Source organism: Streptomyces sp. NPDC093984 (assembly GCF_044764595.1).
GTDB classification, from domain to species: domain Bacteria; phylum Actinomycetota; class Actinomycetes; order Streptomycetales; family Streptomycetaceae; genus Streptomyces; species Streptomyces cynarae.
Genome location: NZ_JBIWIM010000006.1, coordinates 172,303 through 193,067 on the forward strand (window position 1 = coordinate 172,303; position 20,765 = coordinate 193,067).

21 protein-coding genes are annotated in these 20,765 nt (G+C 71.5%); 12 read left to right on the top strand and 9 right to left on the bottom strand.

The genetic code is table 11. From position 1 onward, the window contains the following. The first annotated feature begins 56 nt into the window (after positions 1-56). On the top strand, positions 57-1,532 hold the full coding sequence (locus ACIRC0_RS22705) for an MFS transporter (RefSeq protein WP_403618292.1): 1,476 nt from the start codon (positions 57-59) through the stop codon (positions 1,530-1,532). 85 nt (positions 1,533-1,617) lie between these two features. After that, a complete protein-coding gene (locus ACIRC0_RS22710) occupies positions 1,618-2,079 on the top strand; it encodes a hypothetical protein (protein ID WP_403618295.1) in 462 nt (153 codons plus the stop codon). Between the two features lie 122 nt (positions 2,080-2,201). Here the strand turns inward: ACIRC0_RS22710 and ACIRC0_RS22715 are convergent, their stop codons facing one another. Next, on the bottom strand, positions 2,202-2,504 hold the full coding sequence (locus ACIRC0_RS22715) for a hypothetical protein (protein ID WP_103844300.1): 303 nt from the start codon (positions 2,502-2,504) through the stop codon (positions 2,202-2,204). A gap of 270 nt (positions 2,505-2,774) precedes the next feature. Here ACIRC0_RS22715 and ACIRC0_RS22720 point away from each other — a divergent pair, with 270 nt between their 5' ends. The 3 genes from ACIRC0_RS22720 (at position 2,775) to ACIRC0_RS22730 (ending at position 4,650) form a co-directional block, all read left to right on the top strand. Continuing rightward, positions 2,775-3,197, top strand: a complete 423-nt coding sequence (locus tag ACIRC0_RS22720) for an Hsp20/alpha crystallin family protein (protein WP_263230152.1) — start codon at positions 2,775-2,777, stop codon at positions 3,195-3,197. Positions 3,198-3,387: 190 nt separating this feature from the next. After that, positions 3,388-3,825: a DUF2267 domain-containing protein gene (locus tag ACIRC0_RS22725; protein ID WP_403619060.1), complete on the top strand. Its 438-nt coding sequence runs from the start codon at positions 3,388-3,390 to the stop codon at positions 3,823-3,825. Positions 3,826-4,176: 351 nt separating this feature from the next. Further along, positions 4,177-4,650 carry a carboxymuconolactone decarboxylase family protein gene (locus ACIRC0_RS22730; protein WP_403618299.1) on the top strand — a complete coding sequence of 158 codons (474 nt, stop codon included), beginning with the start codon at positions 4,177-4,179 and terminating at the stop codon, positions 4,648-4,650. 31 nt (positions 4,651-4,681) lie between these two features. Here the strand turns inward: ACIRC0_RS22730 and ACIRC0_RS22735 are convergent, their stop codons facing one another. Continuing rightward, on the bottom strand, positions 4,682-5,497 hold the full coding sequence (locus ACIRC0_RS22735; protein WP_403618302.1) for an alpha/beta fold hydrolase: 816 nt from the start codon (positions 5,495-5,497) through the stop codon (positions 4,682-4,684). Positions 5,498-5,559: 62 nt separating this feature from the next. Here ACIRC0_RS22735 and ACIRC0_RS22740 point away from each other — a divergent pair, with 62 nt between their 5' ends. From ACIRC0_RS22740 to ACIRC0_RS22750, 3 genes are all read left to right on the top strand, one after another. Further along, complete coding sequence (locus ACIRC0_RS22740) at positions 5,560-5,988, top strand: MarR family winged helix-turn-helix transcriptional regulator (RefSeq protein ID WP_403618305.1); 429 nt, start codon at positions 5,560-5,562, stop codon at positions 5,986-5,988. Positions 5,989-6,446: 458 nt separating this feature from the next. Continuing rightward, complete coding sequence (locus ACIRC0_RS22745) at positions 6,447-7,319, top strand: hypothetical protein (protein WP_403618308.1); 873 nt, start codon at positions 6,447-6,449, stop codon at positions 7,317-7,319. Between the two features lie 98 nt (positions 7,320-7,417). Further along, positions 7,418-7,798, top strand: a complete 381-nt coding sequence (locus tag ACIRC0_RS22750) for a VOC family protein (protein WP_403618310.1) — start codon at positions 7,418-7,420, stop codon at positions 7,796-7,798. A gap of 67 nt (positions 7,799-7,865) precedes the next feature. Here ACIRC0_RS22750 and ACIRC0_RS22755 read toward each other — a convergent pair whose 3' ends face one another. Beyond that, positions 7,866-8,420, bottom strand: coding sequence for a hypothetical protein (locus ACIRC0_RS22755; protein ID WP_403618313.1), 555 nt, complete (start codon positions 8,418-8,420; stop codon positions 7,866-7,868). Positions 8,421-8,531: 111 nt separating this feature from the next. On the opposite strand from ACIRC0_RS22755, the gene ACIRC0_RS22760 reads away from it, so the two are divergent. Next, entirely contained in the window at positions 8,532-9,044 is a 513-nt protein-coding gene (locus ACIRC0_RS22760) for a PadR family transcriptional regulator (protein ID WP_403618316.1), read from the top strand. Positions 9,045-9,451: 407 nt separating this feature from the next. Then, positions 9,452-10,762, top strand: a complete 1,311-nt coding sequence (aspS, locus tag ACIRC0_RS22765) for an aspartate--tRNA(Asn) ligase (protein WP_403618319.1) — start codon at positions 9,452-9,454, stop codon at positions 10,760-10,762. A 90-nt stretch (positions 10,763-10,852) separates the two neighbouring features. Here aspS and ACIRC0_RS22770 read toward each other — a convergent pair whose 3' ends face one another. The 3 genes from ACIRC0_RS22770 to ACIRC0_RS22780 form a co-directional block, all read right to left on the bottom strand. Next, positions 10,853-12,952 carry a transglycosylase domain-containing protein gene (locus ACIRC0_RS22770; protein ID WP_403618322.1) on the bottom strand — a complete coding sequence of 700 codons (2,100 nt, stop codon included), beginning with the start codon at positions 12,950-12,952 and terminating at the stop codon, positions 10,853-10,855. A gap of 248 nt (positions 12,953-13,200) precedes the next feature. Then, the gene (locus ACIRC0_RS22775; RefSeq protein ID WP_403618325.1) at positions 13,201-15,612 is read right to left on the bottom strand and encodes a bifunctional polysaccharide deacetylase/glycosyltransferase family 2 protein; all 2,412 of its coding nucleotides are present in this window, start codon (positions 15,610-15,612) and stop codon (positions 13,201-13,203) included. Between the two features lie 15 nt (positions 15,613-15,627). Then, positions 15,628-16,449, bottom strand: a complete 822-nt coding sequence (locus ACIRC0_RS22780) for a hypothetical protein (protein WP_403618328.1) — start codon at positions 16,447-16,449, stop codon at positions 15,628-15,630. A 161-nt stretch (positions 16,450-16,610) separates the two neighbouring features. Between ACIRC0_RS22780 and ACIRC0_RS22785 the strand changes: the two genes are divergently transcribed. Both ACIRC0_RS22785 and ACIRC0_RS22790 read left to right on the top strand, forming a co-directional pair. After that, positions 16,611-17,258 (top strand): RNA polymerase sigma factor, encoded by a 648-nt coding sequence (locus ACIRC0_RS22785; RefSeq protein WP_403618330.1) that lies wholly within the window; start codon positions 16,611-16,613, stop codon positions 17,256-17,258. Next, positions 17,255-18,022: a hypothetical protein gene (locus ACIRC0_RS22790; RefSeq protein ID WP_403618333.1), complete on the top strand. Its 768-nt coding sequence runs from the start codon at positions 17,255-17,257 to the stop codon at positions 18,020-18,022. Before ACIRC0_RS22785 ends, ACIRC0_RS22790 begins: the two co-directional genes overlap by 4 nt. Before the next feature lie 433 nt (positions 18,023-18,455). Here ACIRC0_RS22790 and ACIRC0_RS22795 read toward each other — a convergent pair whose 3' ends face one another. From ACIRC0_RS22795 to ACIRC0_RS22805, 3 genes are all read right to left on the bottom strand, one after another. Further along, positions 18,456-19,166, bottom strand: a complete 711-nt coding sequence (locus tag ACIRC0_RS22795) for a class I SAM-dependent methyltransferase (RefSeq protein ID WP_403618336.1) — start codon at positions 19,164-19,166, stop codon at positions 18,456-18,458. 76 nt (positions 19,167-19,242) lie between these two features. Continuing rightward, a complete protein-coding gene (locus ACIRC0_RS22800) occupies positions 19,243-19,707 on the bottom strand; it encodes a glycine-rich domain-containing protein (protein WP_403618339.1) in 465 nt (154 codons plus the stop codon). A gap of 529 nt (positions 19,708-20,236) precedes the next feature. After that, positions 20,237-20,698, bottom strand: coding sequence for a hypothetical protein (locus tag ACIRC0_RS22805; protein WP_403618342.1), 462 nt, complete (start codon positions 20,696-20,698; stop codon positions 20,237-20,239). Between the last annotated feature and the right edge of the window lie 67 nt (positions 20,699-20,765).

The following is a 20,765-nucleotide window of genomic DNA, read 5'->3' on the forward strand; positions in this document are numbered from 1 at the left end:
GCGCGGGAACCCGGGGCGCATGCGGCGTCATCCCCGGCGCCCGTGAGGAGGGAGCCATGTCGATCACCGCGCCACGCCCTGGCACGGTCACCACCGCCATACCCGCCCGTCTCGACCGTCTGCCCTGGTCACGCTGGCACTGGACGATCGTGATCGGCCTCGGCACGGTGTGGATCCTCGACGGCCTGGAGGTCACGGTCGTCGGCAACATCGCCAGCCGCCTGTCCGAGCCCGGCAGCGGCCTGGCGATCAGCTCGAGCCAGGTCACCGGTCTCGCGGCCGCCCTGTATGTGGCGGGTGCCTGCTCAGGAGCCCTGTTCTGGGGCCGTCTGACCGACCGGTTCGGCCGCAAGAAGCTCTTCATGATCACTCTCGCGGTCTATCTCGGCGCCACCGCCCTGACCGCGGTGTCCTTCAACTCCTGGTGGTTCTTCCTCTTCCGCTTCCTGACCGGCTTCGGCATCGGCGGTGAGTACGCGGCGATCAACTCCGCGATCGACGAACTGATCCCGGCGCAGTACCGCGGCCGGGTCGACCTGATCATCAACGGCAGCTTCTGGGTGGGAGCGGTCGGAGGCGCGCTGCTGTCGATCGTCGCCCTGAACACCGCCATCCTGCCCAAGGACGTGGGCTGGCGGCTGACCTTCGCCCTCGGCGTCGTCCTCGGCCTGGTCATCCTGCTGGTACGGCGGCACGTCCCCGAGAGCCCGCGCTGGCTGCTGATCCACGGCCGGGAGCAGGAAGCGGAACAGGTGGTCTCCGGCATCGAACAGCGGATCGAGGAGGAGCGGGGGGAGCGGCTTCCGGAGCCCGAGGGCACGATCACCATCCACCAGCGCGAGAGCATCGGCTTCGCCACCATCGCCCGCACGGTCTTCCACGACTACCGCAGGCGTTCCGTGCTGGGCTTCTCCCTCTTCGTCGGCCAGGCGTTCCTCTACAACGCGATCACGTTCGGCTTCGGCGCGATCCTGACCAAGTTCTTCGATGTGCCGGCCGACCACACCGGCTACTACTTCGCCGTCATCGCGATCGGCAACTTCATGGGCCCGCTGCTGCTCGGCAAGCTGTTCGACACGGTCGGCCGCCGGGTGATGATCTCCTCGACGTACCTGATCTCCGGCGTGCTGCTGTTCGGCACGGCCTGGCTGTTCGACCAGGGCTCGCTGAGCGCGGGCACGCTGACGGCCTGCTGGTGCGCGGTGCTGTTCTTCGCCTCGGCGGGCGCCTCCAGCGCCTACCTGACGGTCTCCGAGGTGTTCCCGATGGAGACCAGGGCCATGTCCATCGCCTTCTTCTACGCGATCGGCACCGCGGCCGGCGGTATCAGCGGCCCGATCCTGTTCGCGGACCTCACCGGCACCGGCAAGGTCGCCGACACGGTCCTCGCCTTCCAGATCGGCGCGGCCGTGATGTGCGCGGCGGGCCTGGTCGCGGCCCTGCTCGCGGTACGGGCGGAACGGCGCTCGCTGGAGGACATCGCCCGGCCGCTGACGGCGGCGACGACGCGAGGGGCACAGGCGACGCCGTAGGGGCGGCCCCGGTGGCCGCGCAGCGGTGAGGATCTGAGTATCCGTACTCTCCCCACCCCGCCGCTCCGCGGCCACCCTCGTACGTATGACCGAGAAGCTGTTCCGCCCCATGCGAACGCGCCCCTGGCCCGAGCGCTGGCTGATCCGCCTGCTCGGCGCCGCGCTCGCGGCCGGGGCGTACATCCTGTGCCTGCCGTGGGACCTGCGTAACCGCCCCACGGCCCCCGGGGTCACCGAGGAGACGACCCCCGTGACGGTCGTGGGCGTCCTCTTCCTCGCGCTGACCCTGCTGCTCCTCGCGGCCTACTTCGGCCACTGGGACGACCTCGGCTGGCCCCTGCTGCTGGTGGCGGCACCCCCGGCCACGCTGATGCACGTCTCCCTGCGCGCCCACCCGGGCCCGGACGCCTCCCTGTGGCCCCTTGCCTGGGGGTTCTTCACGCTGCTGATCGCGGCCGGGGTACTGGTCGCGGCGGGGGTGGCGCGGGCGTTCCGGGGGGAGTGGGCGAAGGAGGGGGAGGAGCTGACGCTCACGAATCCGCTGTGAGGGGGTGGGGCTTGGCCGGGGCCTGTCTTTCGGATCAGGCCGGCTGTGAGGAACAGGCTGTAAGGAACAGGCTGTGAGGAACAGTGCCTTTCGGGCGGCCCGAGCGGGCCTGCCGGCCTCTCCTAGCCGCGCCGGTCGGCCACGGCCCAGGACGCCAGCGCGACGGCCCCGGCGACGCCGAACACCGACGGCCACGCCCCCACCTTCTTGGCCAGCGGGTGCGACCCGGCGAACGCGGCGACGTACGCGGCGGTCAGCGCCCCGGCCGCCACACCCCCGGCCTGCCGCCGCCACTGCTGCGCCGCCGCGGCGCCCGCGACGGCCAGTACGGCCCCGCCCAGCTGCCGCTTCCTGGTCCAGCGGGCGACCCCGTACCCGCCGACGAGCCCGCTCGCGGCGACCAGAGCTGTGGGAACCTTCGCCATCGCTGCCTGCCTCCTGATGGTGCGTGTGTGTGATCGAATCGAGGCTAACCCGCGCGCGGGCGCACCCCGGCGCGGGGTGCGCGCCCGGCGCGCCGTCACCGTCTTCCCGCACGCCCCATAACGCCCCGACCCCACGCCCCCGCTTCCACCTGCGCAAACACCACCCTCCCGGCAAGTTGAGTCGGAGCTTGTCAACTTTCTGCCTCCGCGCTATATAAGAAGGCGTAAAGGGCATCGCACAGCAGCGCCTCATGAAGGGAGTGACCTGTGATGCTCATGCGTACCGACCCGTTCCGCGAGCTCGACCGGCTCACGCAGCAGGTCTTCGGCAGCACCGCCCGCCCCGCGGCGATGCAGATGGACGCCTACCGTTCCGGTGACGAGCTCGTCGTCCACTTCGACCTCCCCGGCGTCGACCCCGAGTCGATCGACCTGGACGTCGAACGCCACGTCCTCAACGTCCGCGCCGAGCGCCGCTCCCCGGCCCCCGAAGGCGCCGACATGGTCGTGACCGAGCGTCCCACCGGGACCTTCACCCGCCAGCTGTTCCTGGGCGACACCCTGGACACGGAGCGCATCGACGCCTCGTACGACGCCGGCGTCCTCACCCTCCGCATCCCCGTCGCCGAGGAGGCCAAGCCGCGCCGCATCCAGATCACGGGCGGCGACAAGCGCAAGCAGCTCAGCAGCTGACGTCCGCCGGCCAAAAAGCGCCCGTCCCGTGTCCGAAAACGTCCACGGGACGGGCGACGACAACCGGGTACCCGGGAGGGGACCGGGTGGGGAAGCGAAACGGAGGAGTACCCGCACGATGAGTACGACCACGACGAGAGCGGCGGCGGCGACCGGAGCGGCGACGATGGGCGCGATCGATACGGCAATCATGGTGGACGCGCCGAGCGCGGTGGAGTCGACGACCCGGCCCGAGTGGTCCCGGCTGGTCGAGGCGGTGCAGGAATCCGGCCAGTACGCGACCACCAAGGAGGCCGAGCGCATCACCCGTATCGTGCTCTCCGCCCTCGGCGGACATGTGATCGGCGACGAGCGCGTGGAACTGGCCCGCCGCCTCCCCGAGGAAGCGGCGCGCCTGATCGCGTCGCAGATCCCGGTGACACGGCCGCTGACGGCGCCCGAGTTCGTGGACGCGGTGGCGACCCGCATCGAGGGCGCCACACCGGCGACGGCACGCTGGGACGTCAGCGCGGTCCTCAGCACGCTGCCCGCCCTGGTGGGCGACGACCTGACGACTCGGCTGCTCCGCCAACTCCCCTCCGGATACGCGCTGTTGTTCGGAAAGGCGGAACTGGCTCCTGCGGTGTGACACCGGCACCGCCACGCATGCGATCGACTCGCTGACCGCGGAGCGAGGACCGGCGCCCCCCGAGCGGCCCGGCTCCTCGCCCCGCTGCGGGAACCACTCCCTCGCGACGTGCGCCCTCCGCCCCGAGGCGACGAGCCTCCAGGTGATCCCGGACGCCGGCCACGAGGTCCGCCCGGAAGCAGGTCACGACAACGCCTGCACGCGGGCCCGCACGCGGCCATCAGCACCTTCCTGAAGACGGGTGAGTGACGCACATCACGCCGATCCCGCCCGCCCGCATGTCACATCCGCACCGGGTCGTCCTGTCCTTGCTGCGTAACCATCGACACAGCAAGGTATGGGGAGATCACCATGGACGCCCGTCTCAATCTCTTCGGCAACCCGATCGCGGGCAAGTTCCTGAAGCACATCAACTCCGCGGGCAAGGTCGTGTCGGACTCGGCCCTCCCGGCCGCGACCCAGGAACTGGTCAAGATCCGCGCCAGCCAGATCAACGGCTGCGGCTTCTGCACCGACATGCACACCAAGGACGCCGCCCACACCGGGGAGACCTCCGTCCGCCTCAACCTGATCGCCGCCTGGCGCGAGGCCACCGTCTTCACCGACGCCGAGCGCGCCGCCCTGGAACTGACGGAGCAGGGCACCCGCATCGCCGACGCGGCCGGCGGCGTCAGCGACGAGGCGTGGGCGAACGCCGCCAAGTACTACGACGAGGACCAGCTCGCGGCCCTCGTGTCCCTGATCGCCCTGATCAACGCCTACAACCGCCTGAACGTCATCGTCCGGCAGCCGGCGGGGGACTACCGGCCGGGCATGTTCGGCTGACGCCTGGATGTACGGCCCGGAGGGGTGGGCGTCACTGGTGCCTGTTGCGGCACTCGTGCTCGACGAGCGGTGCCCGCCCCTCCATGTGGGCGGCGATGTGCGCGAAGGTGGCGTCCGGCTGTTCGATCTGCGGCAGGTGGCCCGCCTCCGGGATGATTTCGAGCCGGCCGTCGCCGAAGGCCTCGGCGTACGCGGCGCCGTAGGCGGGGGTGACGATGCGGTCGCTCTCGCCCCAGAGCAGGAGGGCGGGAACCCGGACGCGGCCGAGGTGGCGTAGCAGTTCCGGGTCGTGCATGTAGGGGTCGCCGGCCAGGGTGCGCAGGGTGGCCATGTTGGCCTGCCGGACGGCGAGTTCGTCGGACGGGATGCCGGCCGGGTCGACGTAGTGGCGGTCCGGGTCGTGCCAGGAGTGCTCGGCGACGCCGCGGGCGTCGAGGGTGAAGAAGTCGGTCATCGGCTCGTTCTCGATGTGTACGCCGACGGCGTCGATCAGGACGAGGCCGCTGATGATCCCGGCGGTGTCGCGCACGGCCATCTCCGCGGCGATCCAGCCGCCGAGCGACGATCCGACGACGAGGACGTCGTCCAGCTTCCGGTCGCTCAGCAGGTGCAGATAGGCGTGGGCCAGGTCGTCGACGCCGATGAGCCACCCGGGTCGGTGGGTGCCTTCCCAGCCGGGGTGCACGGGCGTGAGGGTGTGCGCGACCCGGGAGAGGCGCTCGGCGAGGCCCGCGACCGTGGCCGGGCCTCCGCCGCCGTGCAGGACCAGGACCGGCCTGCCGCGGCCGGCTTCCGACAAGGTGAGGGGCAGGTCGTCGTGGACGACCGCTGTGGTGTCAGTCTGCATACCCACCACAGTAACTAAGCATCCTTATTTAAGCTACCTTAGTCAGCGCGTAGACTTCCTCCATGCACTCCACGCACGGTGACCTGCAAGCCCTCGGCAGGGCGGTCAAACAGGCCCAGTACCGGCAGCACCGGGCGCTCGACAGCGCGCTCGCGGCCGTCGGGACGACGCTCGCCCAGTGGGACGCCCTGCGGGCGATCGGCCGCTCTCCCGGTGCGTCGGCCCGCGAACTGGCCGCGGCGACCTTCCAGACCGAACAGGCCTTCGGCACACTCGCGACCCGCCTGACCACCCAGGGTCTGATCGAGCGCCGCCCGGGCCGCGGCCGCCGCATCGAACACCACCTGACACCCGTCGGCGAACAGGTCCTGACGAGGGGAGGCAAGGTCGCCGACGAGGTGCTGGCCGGGTGCTTCGCCACGCTGTCGGACGCGGACCGGGAGGCGCTGCTCGGCCTGCTCCGGCGCCTCAACGGCGAAGAGGACGCGTAACTCCACAAGCCCTTCGCAGCGGTGTTCGGCAGCCCTCCCAACTCCGTGTAAGCCCCGGCTCGGCGGGGCTGAAAACGCCCCCGTGGCGGCCGTTGAACCGGTCACGCGCGGCGCTCCACCCCGACCGCCGGCATCTGCCCTTCCCCTCCTCACCGGCACCTCGCACAAGTCCGGCCAAGGCATCCGGCCCCCCAACGCCCGACCTGCGTGGGCGCGAGCTGCGCCGCATGCACGACGAGGCACCGGACTCCCCGCACTTCGGCGAACCCTTCCTCTGGACGGCCCTGTTCCGCCGTACGGCCGGGCGACGACCGGGGCGTCACTCACCTCCAGTGCCGCCGCAGGCGTAGCAGCCCGAACGTCCCGCGGCATGCGGCGGTGAACAGCCCCCTGACCGCCAGCCGGTGGACGCGAAAAGAAGGCGACGCGCGCGGTGAAGCCGTGGAACCCTGGCCCGCGTGACGCTCCGCACCACCACTCCCTACGACGCCGACCGCGCTGCCTTCTCCCGAGAGGCCCTCGCCCGACTCGCCCTCAGCTCGCAGGCGGTGGGAGCGGCGAACTGCGCGAGCGCGCTGGTGGCGACCCGCAACGACGTGGACACCGGCCTCGGCGGCCGCGTCAGCGAGGCCCTGCGGCTCACCAAGGTCGCGGACGAGACCTTGGTGCGGGCGGTGGTGTACGAGCGCGAGCGGGGCGCCACTTGGGCGCAGATCGCCGAGTACCTCGGGGCCGGGGCCGGGGAGACCAAGGAGCGCTTCGCACCCGAACTCGCCCGCTGGCTCCAGGCGTTCGAGGCCCCCTACCGCCTGGACGAGACCGGCCGCAAGCTCATCCCGCAGCTCCCCACGGCGGCGTACGACCCCATGAGCGCCGTCCGCAGGCTCGACCTGTGGGCGGGTCTGCACGTCACCATCAACGACCGGCATGCGGTGAGCGAGGGCCTGCCCGGCCGCACCCCGCCGCACGAAGACACCGACGCCGCCTCGCACGCCACCCGCCCCGAACTCGACGGCCGGATCGGGCGCGGGAACGTCCGGCTCTTCCTGGAGCTGCTCTCCTCCTACCTCGCCTACGACTTCGACGACACCGACTGGGACACGATCGCCCTCGGCCTCGAACCGACCGACGACACCGAGGAGGTGGCCGCCTGGTACGCGTATCCGCTCGTCGGCCGGGTGCAGACCGCCCACGTCCACCTCGCGCTGGCGCGCCCCTTCGAGGAGGACGACGAGGACGACCTGAACGCCGTGTCCGTCGTCGTCACCGGTGCCGACTCCGCCGACCTGCGTCTGAGGATCGACACCCTCATGGACGCGCTGGCCGCCTAGCCGTGACGCGGTGCGTGCCCTGGTCGACACGCTCGTCGAGCGAACCCTCCCGCCGTGGTTGACGGCCTCCCCCCGGGAAACCGGGGAACCAGGACCCTATGAAGCCGCAACCGCGTTTCACACTGTCCGCGACCACCCTCGACGCACCGGACGCCCACGACCTCGCGCGGTTCTACCAGGACCTGCTCGGCTGGCCGGTGCGGAAGGAAGAGCCGGGCTGGGTCGAGATCGCGCCACCCGACGGCACCGCCGGCCTGTCGTTCCAGACAGAGCCGTCCTACAGGCGCCCGCGGTGGCCGTCCACCCCGTCCGAACAGCAGATGATGATGCACCTGGACATCGAGGTGACCGACCTGCCGACGGCCGTCGAGCACGCCCGCGCGCTGGGCGCCACGGTGGCGGACTTCCAGCCCCAGGACGACGTACGCGTCCTGTACGACCCGGCGGGGCATCCCTTCTGCCTCTGGGTGCCGAGCTAGCCTCCGGGGTCGCCCAGCCGGGCAGGGCTGGGCGACCGGCCGGCCGGGCAGGGCCGGCCGATCCGTTTCACGCGGCGCCGGCCTTGGCCTGGACGGCGGCGACGTAGCGGACCGTGAACACCATCGGGATCACGAACCCGGCGACCTGGATGAGGGTGGCCGTGGTGGAGTGGGCGTTCCCGGCGTGCGCGACGACGGCGAGCACGATGGCGGTCAGGGCGAAGGCGGCGGTCCACACGGCGGTGATGACGACGTTGGTCCGGATGAAGGGCCTCAGCCCCCACAGCTCGCGGGGAGTGGTGCGCTTGGCGATGCCCAGAGTGAAGGGTTTGCCGATGGCCAGCGAGATCCCGGCGATGACCGCCAGCGTGCCGGACGACGCGGCCGCCGAGTAGTCGTGCACAGCCGAGTGCGGGTCGGCGAAGGCGATCACGGCCAGGACCGCGAAGAAGGCCGCCGAGCCCGTCTCGATGATCAGGGCGTCGAATCCGGCACCGGCCCGGCGCTGCTGGACGATCACCGCGACCGCGACCAGCAGGGCGGCCAGCGCGGCCCACTGCCACTGGCCGGACGGGAGCACGGCGAAGATGATCCACGGGAGGAAGGTGCGCAGATACGACATGGTGGGTCCCCGTTTCGATGGTCTCGATATTCCACTGACATTCCGTTTCTGACATGTCGAAGCTAGATGTTCCTGTAGTGACATGTCAATGCTGGAAGGTAAGGTGGGGGCATGAGCCTTCGACACGCCTTGCTGGGGCTTCTGTCCGAGCGGCCCGCCAGCGGCTATGACCTGCTGAAGCTGTTCGACACCTCGCTGGCCACCGTCTGGCCGGCGACGCAGAGCCAGATCTACACCGAGCTGACCAGGCTGGCGGACGCCGGACTGATCACCGTCGCCGCCGAGGGACCGCGAGGCCGCAAGGAGTACGCCGTCACCGAGCAGGGGATGGCCGAGCTGCGGCACTGGCTGACCGAGACCGCACCGCAACGGAACACCCGCAGCGACATCCTGCTGCGGGTGTTCTTCCTCGGCGTGCTGACTCCCGGCCAGGCGCGGGCCTACCTCACGGAACTGGTGGAGATGTCCGCCCAGGGGGAGGAGAGCCTGCGCAGCCTGGCCGAATCCATCGACTGGGACGACGACAACCTCTCGGCCTACGGCCGGATCGTTCTGGAATACGGCCTGCGGTTCAACGCCATGCGCCGCGACTGGGCCGAGTGGGCAGCCGGCCAGATCACGTAGAGCGTCGGGACGGCCGGGCGCCCGGTACTGCCGGCCGGAGGCGCGCCGCCGCTCGGCGTCAGGGCGTGGCGTCCGCCGACGACGTGGCGGCCTTTCTTGATTGCCGACGCACTCGCGCTCTCCGTATCCTCTCAGGCAACGCGTTGACGGAGACGAGTAGCCAGGGATCACGCGAGCCAAGAGAGCCGCCGGGAGCTGGGAAGGCGGTCTCGCGCCCCGGGGCGAAGACCCTCCCGAGCGCGGGGAGGAACGGCCCCCCTCTCGGCCCGATGCCCCGCCGGCCGGCCCCCGTCACCGGGCCCGAACGAGGCCGCCACTCTGTGACGGCGAAAGTGCGGTGGTACCGCGAGTCGCCCTTCTCGCCCGCACTCCCAAGGGATCATGACGACGTCCTTTGGAGGACCGAAATGATCCACAGCCGCGTACACGTCTCCGACCTGCGAGAACACATCGGCCGCACCGTCACCGTCTGCGGATGGGTGAACAGTCTGCGCCTGATGAGCAAGGTCCAGTTCGTCATCGTCCGGGACAACACCGGCCTGGTGCAGGTGACCCACCGGCGTGACGACGGGCCGCTGGAGGCACAGCTCGAAGCCCTCACCCCGGAGTCCGCCGTCAAGATCACCGGCCGCGTCGCCGACGCCGCCCAGGTCAAGCTCGGCGGCCTGGAGCTTGTCCCGGAGGCGGTCGAGGTCCTGAACCCGGCCGCCACACCGCTGCCGATCGACGAGAACACCGGGATCGAGCACCGGCTGGACTGGCGGTTCCTGGATGTGCGCCGCCGCCCCGCCGCCCAGCTGTTGTTCGCCGTGCAGACCACCCTGGAACAGGGGATGCGCGAGTACGCGTACGCGCAGGGCGCCACCGAGATGCACACCCCCAAGCTCATGGGCACCGCCTCCGAGTCCGGCGCGGAGGTCTTCGAGCTCGGCTACTTCGGTCGCAGCGCCTATCTGGCCCAGTCGCCGCAGTTCTACAAGCAGATGGCGATCTCGGCCGGGATCGAGAAGGTCTTCGAGATCGGCCCCGTCTTCCGCGCGGAGCCGTCGTTCACCTCCCGGCACGCCACCGAGTTCACCGGCGTCGACGTCGAGCTGGCCTGGATCGACGGTGTCGAGGACGTGATGGCGTTCGAGGAGCGGATGCTCGCCCACGCGATCGCCAAGGTCGCGGGCGCCCACGGTGAGGCCGTCCGGGAACGGTTCGGCGTGCAGGTCACCGTCCCGACGACGCCCTTCCCCCGCATCACCATGGCCGAGGCACAGGAGATCCTGCGCGGGGGCGGCTGGGACCCGGCAGGGACCAGGGAGGACCTGGACCCGGAGGGCGAGCGGAGCATCAGCGCCCACATCCGGCAGGCCACCGGCCATGAGTTCGTGTTCGTCACGCACTACCCGGTAGGCGTCCGGCCCTTCTACCACATGCGGCCGGCCGACGACCCGAACGTGACCCTGAGCTTCGACCTGCTGTGGAAAGGCCTGGAGATCACCACCGGAGCCCAGCGAGAGCACCGCTACGACGTACTGCTGAAGCAGGCCGCCGAGAAGGGCATGAGCCCCGAGCCGCTGCAGGACTACCTGAACGCGTTCCGGTACGGGTGCCCTCCGCACGGCGGCCTGGGCATGGGTCTCGGACGGATGCTGATGGTCATGCTCGGGCTGGACTCGATCCGCGAGGCCACCTTCCTGTTCCGCGGCCCCAACCGGCTCACGCCGTAGCGGTTGGGGGCCACGTCGTACGACACCTACGGACCGCCCCGCGCGCGCCGAACCGACGCCCGGCCTCCCACCGGTGAGCGGGAGGACGGGTCAACGGCACCTGCGATGGCGGCAGACGGGGCTGGCCGTCGGGGCGGTCCGGGGAGTGGTCGTCTTCTTGCCGGTGCTGCCGCCCCGCTTGACAGGGGGCGTGGCGCGGGAGGGTGAGGGGGACGGAGCGCCGAGCTCGTCGGCGCCGTGGCCGAGCGGGGCCGGCACGGGGAAGGAGGCGTCGGGCAGGCCGGCGAGGGCGTCGCGCATGTACTGGGTCCAGATCTCGGTGGGGATGTCGCCTCCGAACACCTTCTGCAGGCCGCCGACGCCGGCCAGTGACTGCAACTGCGGGTGCTTCGGGTCCTCCCGGAAGAGGACGACGGACGTGGCGAGTTGCGGGGTGTAGCCGATGAACCAGGCCGACCGGTAGTCGTCGGTGGTTCCGGTCTTGCCGGCAGCGGTCCTGCCGAGCGCCTGGGCCTTGGTGCCGGTGCCCCGGGCGATGACCCCCCGGAGCACGTCGGTCACGTTGTCGGCGACCGCCGCCGGCAGGGCCCGTACGGGGGTGGGTGCGGTGAAGCCGGTCAGCGGCGAGCCGTTGTGGATCACCTTGGTCACCGAGTACGGGGTGGTCTGCATTCCCTCGGCGGCGAAGGTCGCGTAGACACCCGCCATCCGGATGGCGCTCGGTGTCGAGGTGCCGATGTAGAAGCCGGCACTTGGGGCGGCGAGGCTGCTCGAGCGCAGCCCGAGGGCTTCCGCCGTCCTCGCCACGTTCCCGTAGCCGACGTACTCTCCCAGCTGCACGTACGGCGTGTTGACCGACTGCTCCATCGCCTCGCGCAGCGGGATGTAACCCCAGCGCTGGTCGGTGTCGTTGTGCTGGTGGAGGAGCCCGGTGGGGTCCTTGTCGTCGGTGACGTAGTTGCCCTGCTGGTCCTTGATCTGGATGCCGTCGTCGCCGTCGAACTTGCTGGCCGGGGTGATCGGCTGCGGGGACTTGCCGGGTTGCAGGACGGCTCCGTACTGGAGCGCGGCGGCGAGGACGACCGGTTTGAAGGTCGAGCCCACCGGGACGCCGGAGGTGTCGGCGTTGTCCGCGTAGTGGGCCCGGTCGAAGCCGGGACCGCCGTAGACGGCCAGGATCCTTCCGGTCCTGGGATCCACCGAGGCGGCTCCGACCTGCACGTCCCGGTCGACCGACCGGTGCGCGGGGTCGAGGCGGTCCTTGCGTACCTTCGCCACGGCCCGGGACAGTTCCGCCGTCTTCTTCCTGTCGAAGGTGGTGCGGATCTGGTAACCGCCCCGGCTCAGGCTGCTCTCGGTGATGTTCGGGTCGTGCGCCTGGACGTACGACCTGGCCAGCTGGACCAGGTAGCCGACCTGGCCCGTGAACCCCGAACCGGGAGCCCACTTCCTGGGCGCCGGGAAACCGGCGGCCGAGTACCGGACGCGCTGCTGCGGCGTCAGCTTGCCGATCGTCACCATCCGGTCGAGCACCCAGGACCAGCGGGCCTCCGCCTGCGCTCTGGCCGCGGGGTCGGAGTCGGCGTACTGGAAGAGGCTCGGCTCGTTGACCGCTGCCGCGAGGAACGCTCCCTGGCTCACGTTGAGCTTCTCGACCGGGAGGCCGTAGTACATGCGGGCGGCGGCCTCGACGCCGTTGGCCTGACGGCCGAAGAAGCAGGTGTTCAGATACCCCTGGAGGATCTGCTGCTTGCTCATGGTCGCGCCGATCTTGGCGGAGATCAGCAGTTCCTTGAACTTGCGTGAGAGCGTCTGCGACTGATCGAGATAGGTGTTCTTGACGAACTGCTGCGTGATCGTCGATCCGGACTGCACGGACCCGCCCTCGGCCATGTGGACGACGGCGCGGAGGATGCCCTGCGGGTCGATGCCCGGGTCGGTGTAGAAGGACGCGTTCTCCGCGGCGATGAAGTCCCACTGCACGTCCGCGGGGACCTGCGTGAGGGTGACGTTCTGCCGGTTGACGCTGCCGTCGGTCGCCAGGACGGTGCCGTCGGACCAGTAGTAGACGTTGTTCTGCAGCAGCGTCGACGGGTTGGGGTCGGGGATGGTGACCGTGGCGTAGGCGTAACCGACGGCCGCCACCGTGGCGCCGAAGCAGAACAGGAACAGCCCCAGCAGCTGACGCACCGACGGCAGCCAGCGGCGCGGACCCGTCCTGCCCCCGCGCGGGTAGTCGATCCACCGTTTCCGCTGCGGCGCCGCTCTCCGGGCGCGCCGTGACATGCCCGGCCCGGGGGCCTGGTGCTTGGGCCCGGGTGTCTGGTGCGGTGCGGCTCGGCGGCCCGGGGCGCGGTCACCCACGGCACGGCTGCCGGCGATGGTGCGTTGCGGCGGTCGGCGCCGGTGTCCACTCATGCGCTCGGGTCACTGTCCTCTCAGTACCACTGGGTCGTCTCGTGCGGCGTGGGCTGCCGGAAGCCGTCGTGAGGTGCGGGCCGTGGGGGGCCGTCGTACGGCGCCGGGTGCGCGAAGGGGGCGTACGGCGCCGGTGGCGGAGGGGCGCCGTACGGGGCCGGGTACGCGAGGGGGTCGTACGGTGCCGGTGGCGGAAAGCCGTCGTACGGCGCGGGTGGCGGAAAGCCGGGCGGCTCCTGCGGGGTGACGTCGCTCGGGGGAGCCTCCGCGCCCATCGGGGCCGGGGCCGGGGCCTGCAGGCTGCCGTACCGCTCCATGCGCTGCCAGCGCAGCCGCGAGCCCGACACGGCGGTGAACACGGACTGGATCACCACCAGGTACATCAACTGCCGGTAGACGAACTGCTGCAGCGGCAGGCTCCACAGCGGGCCCGGCCGCTCCCCGTCCAGGCGGAACGCGTACAGGCCCATGACGAGTTGCAGCAGCAGGAAGGCGAGCCACAGCCCGATGACCCGCACCGGGTCGAGGAAGACCAGCCCGTACACCGCGAAGACGTCCACGACGGGGGCGAGCAGGGGCAGCAGCACCTGGAAGAGCAGCAGATAGACCAGGCCCCGGCGGCCCAGCTTCCCGGCGGCACCGCGCTGCACCAGCGCGCCGCGGTGCTTCCACATGGCCTGCAGGGTGCCGTAGCACCAGCGGTACCGCTGCCGCCACAGGGCGTTCAGTGACGCGGGCGCCTCGGTCCACGCCTTCGCGCCCTCCTCGTACACCACGCGCCAGCCGGCGCGGCACAGCGCCATGGTGAGGTCGGTGTCCTCGGCGAGGGTGACGTCGCTGACGCCGCCGAGGTCCAGCAGCGCCCGGCGGCGGAACGCGCCCACCGCGCCCGGAACGGTCGGCATGCACTCGGCGAGGTCGAACAGGCGCCGGTCCAGGTTGAACCCGACCACGTACTCGATGTGCTGCCAACGGCCCAGCAGGCCGCCCCGGTTGACGACCTTGGCGTTGCCCGAGACGGCACCCACGCGGGGATCGGCGAAGGGCTGCACGAGCGTGCGGACGGTGTCGGCCTCGAAGACCGTGTCGCCGTCGACCATGACCACCAGGTCGCAGGTGGCGGCGGCGAGTCCGGTGTTGAGGGCGGCGGGCTTGCCCGCGTTCCGCTGCCGGATCACCCGCACCCCCGGCAGGCGCAGCGACTCCACCAGGTCGGCGGTGCCGTCGGTCGAACCGTCGTCCACCACGATGATCTCCACCGGATGGTCGGAGGCGAGCAGCGAGCGCACGGCCGCCTCGATCCCCGCGCTCTCGTTGTAGGCGGGGACGATGACGCTGACGGGCTCGGTCACCGGCGGCCCCCAGGACAGGCTCCGGCGCCCGGCCCGCAGCCGCCGGTGCCGTCGGGCGGCGATCAGCACGACCACCGCGCGCAGCACGCTGATCGCCCCCGCCGCGTACATCAGCACGCCCAGCAGCCACACGATCCAGTCGCCGACCCGCAGCATCCAGATGAGGGCCAGCCCCTGCAGGTGGTCGCGGAGCCCGGCGGGCCGCACGGGTTCGGTCATGCCGACGGCGTCGCCGACCGTCGCGAACCGGAAACCCTGGGCCTTCAGCCGTGGCACCAGGACATCCAGTGCGGCGACGGTCTGCGCCCGGTCACCGCCGGCGTCGTGCATCAGCACGATCTGCCCGGCGCGCCCGTGGGGTGTCGCCTGCGCGAGGATGCGGGCCACACCGGGCCGCTGCCAGTCCTCGGCGTCCTGGGTGGCGAGCACCGTGACATAGCCCGCCGCGCCGGCCTGCTTGACGACGGACCAGTCCGCGTCGCTCAGCGCGTCGTTCTCCGAGGAGTACGGCGGCCTCAGCAGCGCGGTGGTGACCCCCGCGGCGCCGGCCACCGCCAGTTGCGTCTCCCGCAGCTCCAGGGAACGCTGCCACGGGGCGAGGCGGGCCAGGTCGGGGTGGGTGAAGGTGTGGATGCCGACCTGGTTGCCGTCGGCGATGATCCGGCGGACCAGCTCCGGGTGGGCGACGACCTGGGTTCCCACGACGAAGAAGGTCGCGTGCACGTGGTTGCGGCGCAGCACGTCCAGGATCCGTGGCGTCCAGACGGGATCCGGGCCGTCGTCGAAGGTCAGGGCGATGGTGCGGGCCTTCGCGTGTGCGGTGTGCGGGGAGGTGGCGGCGTTCGCGATCACCGGGCCGCCGTGCACCACCTGACCGGGCACCGTGCGGTTGCTGCCACGGTCGCCGGTCACGTCGTCCGACGCGATGCCGAACATGTGGTGGGTGTAACCCTGCAGCAGCAGGGCCGCCGACAGGGTCACCGCGAGCACGCTCAGCAGCAGCCAGTGGGTGCGGGGCGTGATCTGGCGGTGGCTGTGGCGGCGCGGGGGAGCGGCGTCGCGGCGACGGCGGTTGGTCACGTCAGGGGGCCTTGGTCACTTCACGGGCTTGTGGGACGAGCCGATCGCGCGGCCCTTGGGGGTGGGGCTGGGGGCGGCGGCATGGGTGGCGGCCGGGGCCGGAGCCTGGGACGCGCCGGCGGTGGGCGCGGACTTGGCCGCGGGGGTGGCGGACGCTGTCGTCCGGGCGGTGGGTCGGGAGGTCCGCTGCGCCGTGGTGGGGCTCGCACTCCCTGCGGACCGGCCGGCTTCGGGGGAGGAGTCGGGCGCGGCCGCGCGGGGCTTGGCCGGGTGGTGCGCGGGGTCCGGCTGGGGGACGAACGGGGTGTTGAGGGTGGGGCCGCCCAGCGCGGCGCTGATCAGCAGGGCGACGTAGCCGCCGGCGGGGATCAGCAGCAGCCGGGCGGCGCGCAGCACGCGGCGCTGGCGTCGCCCCGAGGCGTCGACGAAGACGGGCTGCACCGACTCGCTGTCGGCTGCGTCCGGGGCTGGTACGTGGCCGGGTGTGTCGGGTTCCGGGGGCGGCACGGTGAGGACGTCACCATGGGGGGAGTCCCACGCCGCGGGCGCGGGCGCGGGGGCCGGTCCGGTCGCGTAACGCTGCGTGCCGGCCGCGTAGGACGGCGTTCCGGTGGCGTAGGGGTCCGGTCCCGTCGCATTGTGGTCGCCGCCCGGGTGCGTCCACGGTCCGAGTTGTGTGGGGTCCCAGGGCATGGTGGCGGTGTCCGTGACGGTGCTGCCGCCATAGGTGTCCGTGACGGTGCTGCCGCCGTAGTCGTACCCGGGGGCATACGGGTACCCGACACCGCCGTACGGGTCCTCGCCGTACGCTCTGCCGCTTTCGTCCGTCCACTGCACGAGTCGTGCCCCCTGTCCTGACCGGCCTGCCGACGCGGCCGACCGCAATGAGAGAGCCGACTCGGCCGGAAGTGTTACACCTCGTCCCTGCGGTGCGGGACGAGTCGGACAAACGGCGACGACCCGGGCCGGTGGCCTGTCGAGGCCCGGCGTGCGGCAGGATGACCACCGTGCGCGAGGCAAGGAGAGACCCGGCGGCCCGGGACCGGCAGAGGCATGACGCCACCCTCACCGATGCCGTGCACGCCGCCCAGAACGGTGACGAGGACGGGTTCCGCCGCGTCTACCGGATGGTGCACCCGATGCTGCTGCGCTATGTGCGGACGCTGGTCGGCGCGGCCGACGCGGAGGACGTGATGTCCGAGGCGTGGCTGCACATCGCCCGTGACCTCGGCACGTTCCACGGGGACGGCGACGGGTTCCGCGGCTGGGCCGCCAAGGTCGCCCGCAACCGGGCGCTCGACCATCTGCGGCGCTCCGGCCGACGCCCGTTGATCGGCGGCGACGAGAACGACCTGCTGGACCTGCCGTCGGCGTCCGACACCGCGGACGAGGCGCTCGAATCGGTGTCCACGGACCGCGCCCTGGCACTCATCGCGAGTCTCCCCCGCGACCAGGCGGAGGCGGTCCTGCTGCGCGTCGTGCTGGGGCTGGACGCCAAGCAGGCCGGACGGGTGCTGGGCAAGCGTCCCGGCACCGTACGCGTCTGCGCCTACCGGGGCTTGAGGAAACTGGCCGAGATGCTGCACACCGGTCAGCCGCCACGACCGGCCGTGGGCCGACCGGCGATACTGGAGGACACCGCGTGAGGAAAGGACAGCGGAGCCGACTGGACGACCGCACGGCCGAGCGGTTGCTGCAGCGCGTACCGGCTGCGGGCGGTGAGGAGTTCGGCAGTCTGTCGGCGGTGCTGCGGGCGGCGGCCGCCACCCCCGAGGACGTCGCGCCCGCGGACGGCGAGGAGGCCGCGATGGCCGCCTTCCGGGCCGCGTCGGCCGGAGCCCTCCCGGACGTGTCGGCGGGCGTGCCCCGATACCGCCGCCGCAGGACGCCGGGATGGGCCAAGGCCGGGATCGGCGCGGTGGCGGCCGCGCTGACGTTCGGCGGGGTGGCGGTGGCCGTCCAGACCAACGCCCTCCACCTGCCCCTCCCGGGAGGCTCGGGACGGACTCCGGGCGAAGCGCAGGTCTCCGCCTCCTCCCAGCCGCGGCCCTCCACGACGCCCGCACCCGGCGAACTCCCTGACGCCGACGCCACCGGCGCGGCCCCGGGAAGCGGGAAGCCCGGCGCGCGCTCGTCCTCCGACGCGGCGGGCCCGTCGGCGGCAGCCCAGTCGCTGCGCAGCCTGTGCACCGCCTACCGGTCGGCCCGGCAGACGCACGGCCATCCGCCGGCCGCACCCCGGCGCCTCGTCGAGGCGGCGGGAAGCGAAGCGGCCGTCGCGGACTACTGCGCCCATCTGCCGGCGTCGGGCGGTGGCCGCGACGGCGGGGGCGACAGCGCGGCGGGCAGCGGGGCCACCGGGAAGACACCGTCCGCCTCTGCCGGTTCTTCCGGCAGGAAGGGGAAGTGACACCGGCCCGGGCGCGCGACGGCGTGTAAGTGCAGGGGTCCGGGGGAGGCGTGGCCGTCGGACGGGTCGGTCCCCGTGTGGTGACCCACCTGCCGCACCGGCGCGACCGAGAGACGCCGCCGGAGCCGCCACGTCCTTCACCCACCTGCTGAACCAACAGATCCACATACTCGGCGCCGACCATCCCCGAACGGTGACCACGCGCGAGGAGCTGGCCCACTGGGAGGAACGCGCCCGAAGACGGTGAGTCAGCGGTCAGGGGCTGCCGCCGGGCGGCCTTGGGCGCCCTGAGGCCGACGGCCGATACCCCGTGGTCACCGTCGACGCGCCGCATGGAGTGTTTAGGGGCGTGGGGCGATGTTTCGGGTCTCCTGGCCATAGGCCCTCCGCGGTGAAGGCGCGAGGTCGAGAGCGAAACGCACGGCCTTCGCGTTCATGCCCCGACTGGCGGGCGCCCTTGAATTCGTGTGTGGGATGAGCGGTGAGCCTGCACGATCAACGTTCCGACCGTCCTGCGTCCGGCAGGTGCGGGCAGCACATGGGCCCGCACGTCGGTGAAGCCGTGCCATTTCAGCAGACGCTCCCATGTCTGGGGCTCGTAGTCCCAACGCTTCACGACAAGCGGGTCCTCGTCTGCGCCGCGTGGGATGTAAGAGGCCTGGCAGCCGTAGCAGCCTTCCACCGCCGGTCGCTGCGAGAAGGCGAGCACCCCGCCAGGCCGCAGCCGCTCCCGGACGGCGGGCAGAAGCAACGCCGGGTCGGTGAACCACAGGGCGCCGTATACCGAGTACACCGCCTCGTACACGTCGTCCGTCTCGCGCAGGAACGCGACGGCGTCTGCCTGGTGCAGTACCAGCCCGGGCAGACTGCCCCAACGCTTCTCGGCCGCGCGCAGCTGTGCTTGCGAGACATCGATACCGACAGCGGTCATCCCAAGCGTAGCCAGGTGGGCAGCGTTGCCGCCCTTCCCGCAGCCGAGGTCCAGCGCACGGCTGCCGGGGGCCAGCTCGAGGAGTTCGGCGCCAGGCCCGTGGTCCTCGTACTGCGTCCAGTTGAACCACGTCGACTCGCCGCGGGCGTTGACGGGCCTGCGCTCGGGGCGCTGCGCTGCGTAGGTGTCCCAGGCGGCGCGGGTGTCTGTCACAGGTCCTCCGCTCATAGAGCCAGCCGCCCGGCCGAATGACCAGACGGCTGGAGTGTCGTACGGATGGTGTCGAATGTCAGCTGCTCTTGGGGCTGTCGTGGCATCCGGCGTGACACTGCGAGCAGTCGGCCGAGGTGCGCCACAGCTCCAGGTCGATGGTGAATCCGGCGGTCCTGATGGCGGACAAGGTGCGCTTCCGGGTGTCGGTGTGACCGCCGGGCGGCTCGTCGCCCTCGTCGGTCGGGACGTGATGGACGAAGTGGCCGACGACGCGTTGGCAAAAGTCGGCGTAGTCGGTGGTATGCAGGATGAACGTGTGCCAGCCGATGTCCACCAGCTTGCTCGGTGCCAGAAACGCTCCGGGCTTACGCCCGGAAGCGGCGAGGAACGCGGCGGTCTGCCCGACGATGCGCCGCGCCGTCGCCTCGTCGATGTCCGGGTGGTCGGCGGTGATGCGGCGGGCGAGACGATCGGTCACCTCGGGTTCGACGAGGCTAAGCGGATCGGCGGTGCCTACGGGGTGCTCTAACGTGGCGGTCACGCTTTCCTCCTGGCGTGGACGAGAGCCCTCGGGTTCGAGGGCTTGGACCGCCCGTCCCTGTTGTTCGGGGATGCTGGGCCGGGCGGGGCTGTGGGTGGAGAGCAGGGGTTACCGACCTGGCGAGGAGGCCGCGGCCTTGTAGGCGTCCCACAGATGCTTCGCGGTCGCACAGTGGGTGCTGTCGGCGTCGCAGGTTGCGCAGCCGCGCCCGTGGCCCATGTACGCGCGGTACGCCGTCTGCATCCGGATGTACAGCCGGTTGCTGGCGATGCGCTGCCAGCGTCCTCAACCGCTACAAGCGGCGACCGGGCGCTGTTCGACTCGGGGAGTCACCGCCGCCTCCTCCTCGGGTGGGCGTCCTTGTGTTCGCGCATTTCGACGTTGCAGTCTGAGACCTTCGAGTAGTCCGCGTCTGCCTGGGCCTCGGTGCGCTGCCGGGCGAGCGCGGCGCAGACCTGGCAACCCGGATGCGGCTGTGGCCACTCGACCGGTAGCTCAAGCTCGACGGGCCGGCTCATCATGGGTGGCATCAGAGTGCCTCCGTGCGGAGTCGGCGTCCGCCGGGGGCGAAGGCGGCCGCGAGTACGGCAGGGTCGTTGAGGTGGCCCGATCCATCCGGACGCCACAGCCAGAAGTGTCCTGCCACCATCACCCCGAGGGGCGGACAGTGCAGAACCCAGCCCGCTGTCTGCACTCTCAGCTGCCGCACGTCGGCCAGCTCTTCGGCCGCTTGAGACGATACGAGCCACCAGGCCGTCTCTCCGTACGCGTCGACGAGTACGGGCCCCCGCTGCTCCTCATCGATCCGCGCGACGGCCGGCAGGCCGGTGGACACTCGAGACTCGGCGACGAGCCAGTGCTCGCCGGTGGTGATGGGGGCGAGAGCCTCGGCGTTCCATGCCTGGCGTACACGGTCCGGGTGCGCGGAGCAGTCGGCGAGCCACGCGTCCCCGGCCTCATACAGCTCGGCGAGTGTCATCGGTAGGGCCATGACCAGCACGTTAGGCAGCGTGATTGCGCGTCCGTGCGCCGGTTGCGCGGGATTGCTCGAGGGCTCG

Bases quoted from the DNA above. Each gene is read 5' to 3' on its own strand.
- aspS (WP_403618319.1), top strand. From the start codon at position 9,452: ATGATCCACAGCCGCGTACACGTCTCCGACCTGCGAGAACACATCGGC.
- ACIRC0_RS22805 (WP_403618342.1), bottom strand. From the start codon at position 20,698: ATGGCCCTACCGATGACACTCGCCGAGCTGTATGAGGCCGGGGACGCG.
- ACIRC0_RS22760 (WP_403618316.1), top strand. From the start codon at position 8,532: ATGAGCCTTCGACACGCCTTGCTGGGGCTTCTGTCCGAGCGGCCCGCC.
- ACIRC0_RS22740 (WP_403618305.1), top strand. From the start codon at position 5,560: ATGCACTCCACGCACGGTGACCTGCAAGCCCTCGGCAGGGCGGTCAAA.
- ACIRC0_RS22725 (WP_403619060.1), top strand. From the start codon at position 3,388: ATGGTGGACGCGCCGAGCGCGGTGGAGTCGACGACCCGGCCCGAGTGG.
- ACIRC0_RS22735 (WP_403618302.1), bottom strand. From the start codon at position 5,497: ATGCAGACTGACACCACAGCGGTCGTCCACGACGACCTGCCCCTCACC.
- ACIRC0_RS22705 (WP_403618292.1), top strand. From the start codon at position 57: ATGTCGATCACCGCGCCACGCCCTGGCACGGTCACCACCGCCATACCC.
- ACIRC0_RS22715 (WP_103844300.1), bottom strand. From the start codon at position 2,504: ATGGCGAAGGTTCCCACAGCTCTGGTCGCCGCGAGCGGGCTCGTCGGC.
- ACIRC0_RS22785 (WP_403618330.1), top strand. From the start codon at position 16,611: ATGACCACCGTGCGCGAGGCAAGGAGAGACCCGGCGGCCCGGGACCGG.
- ACIRC0_RS22720 (WP_263230152.1), top strand. From the start codon at position 2,775: ATGCTCATGCGTACCGACCCGTTCCGCGAGCTCGACCGGCTCACGCAG.
- ACIRC0_RS22710 (WP_403618295.1), top strand. From the start codon at position 1,618: ATGACCGAGAAGCTGTTCCGCCCCATGCGAACGCGCCCCTGGCCCGAG.
- ACIRC0_RS22750 (WP_403618310.1), top strand. From the start codon at position 7,418: ATGAAGCCGCAACCGCGTTTCACACTGTCCGCGACCACCCTCGACGCA.
- ACIRC0_RS22755 (WP_403618313.1), bottom strand. From the start codon at position 8,420: ATGTCGTATCTGCGCACCTTCCTCCCGTGGATCATCTTCGCCGTGCTC.
- ACIRC0_RS22730 (WP_403618299.1), top strand. From the start codon at position 4,177: ATGGACGCCCGTCTCAATCTCTTCGGCAACCCGATCGCGGGCAAGTTC.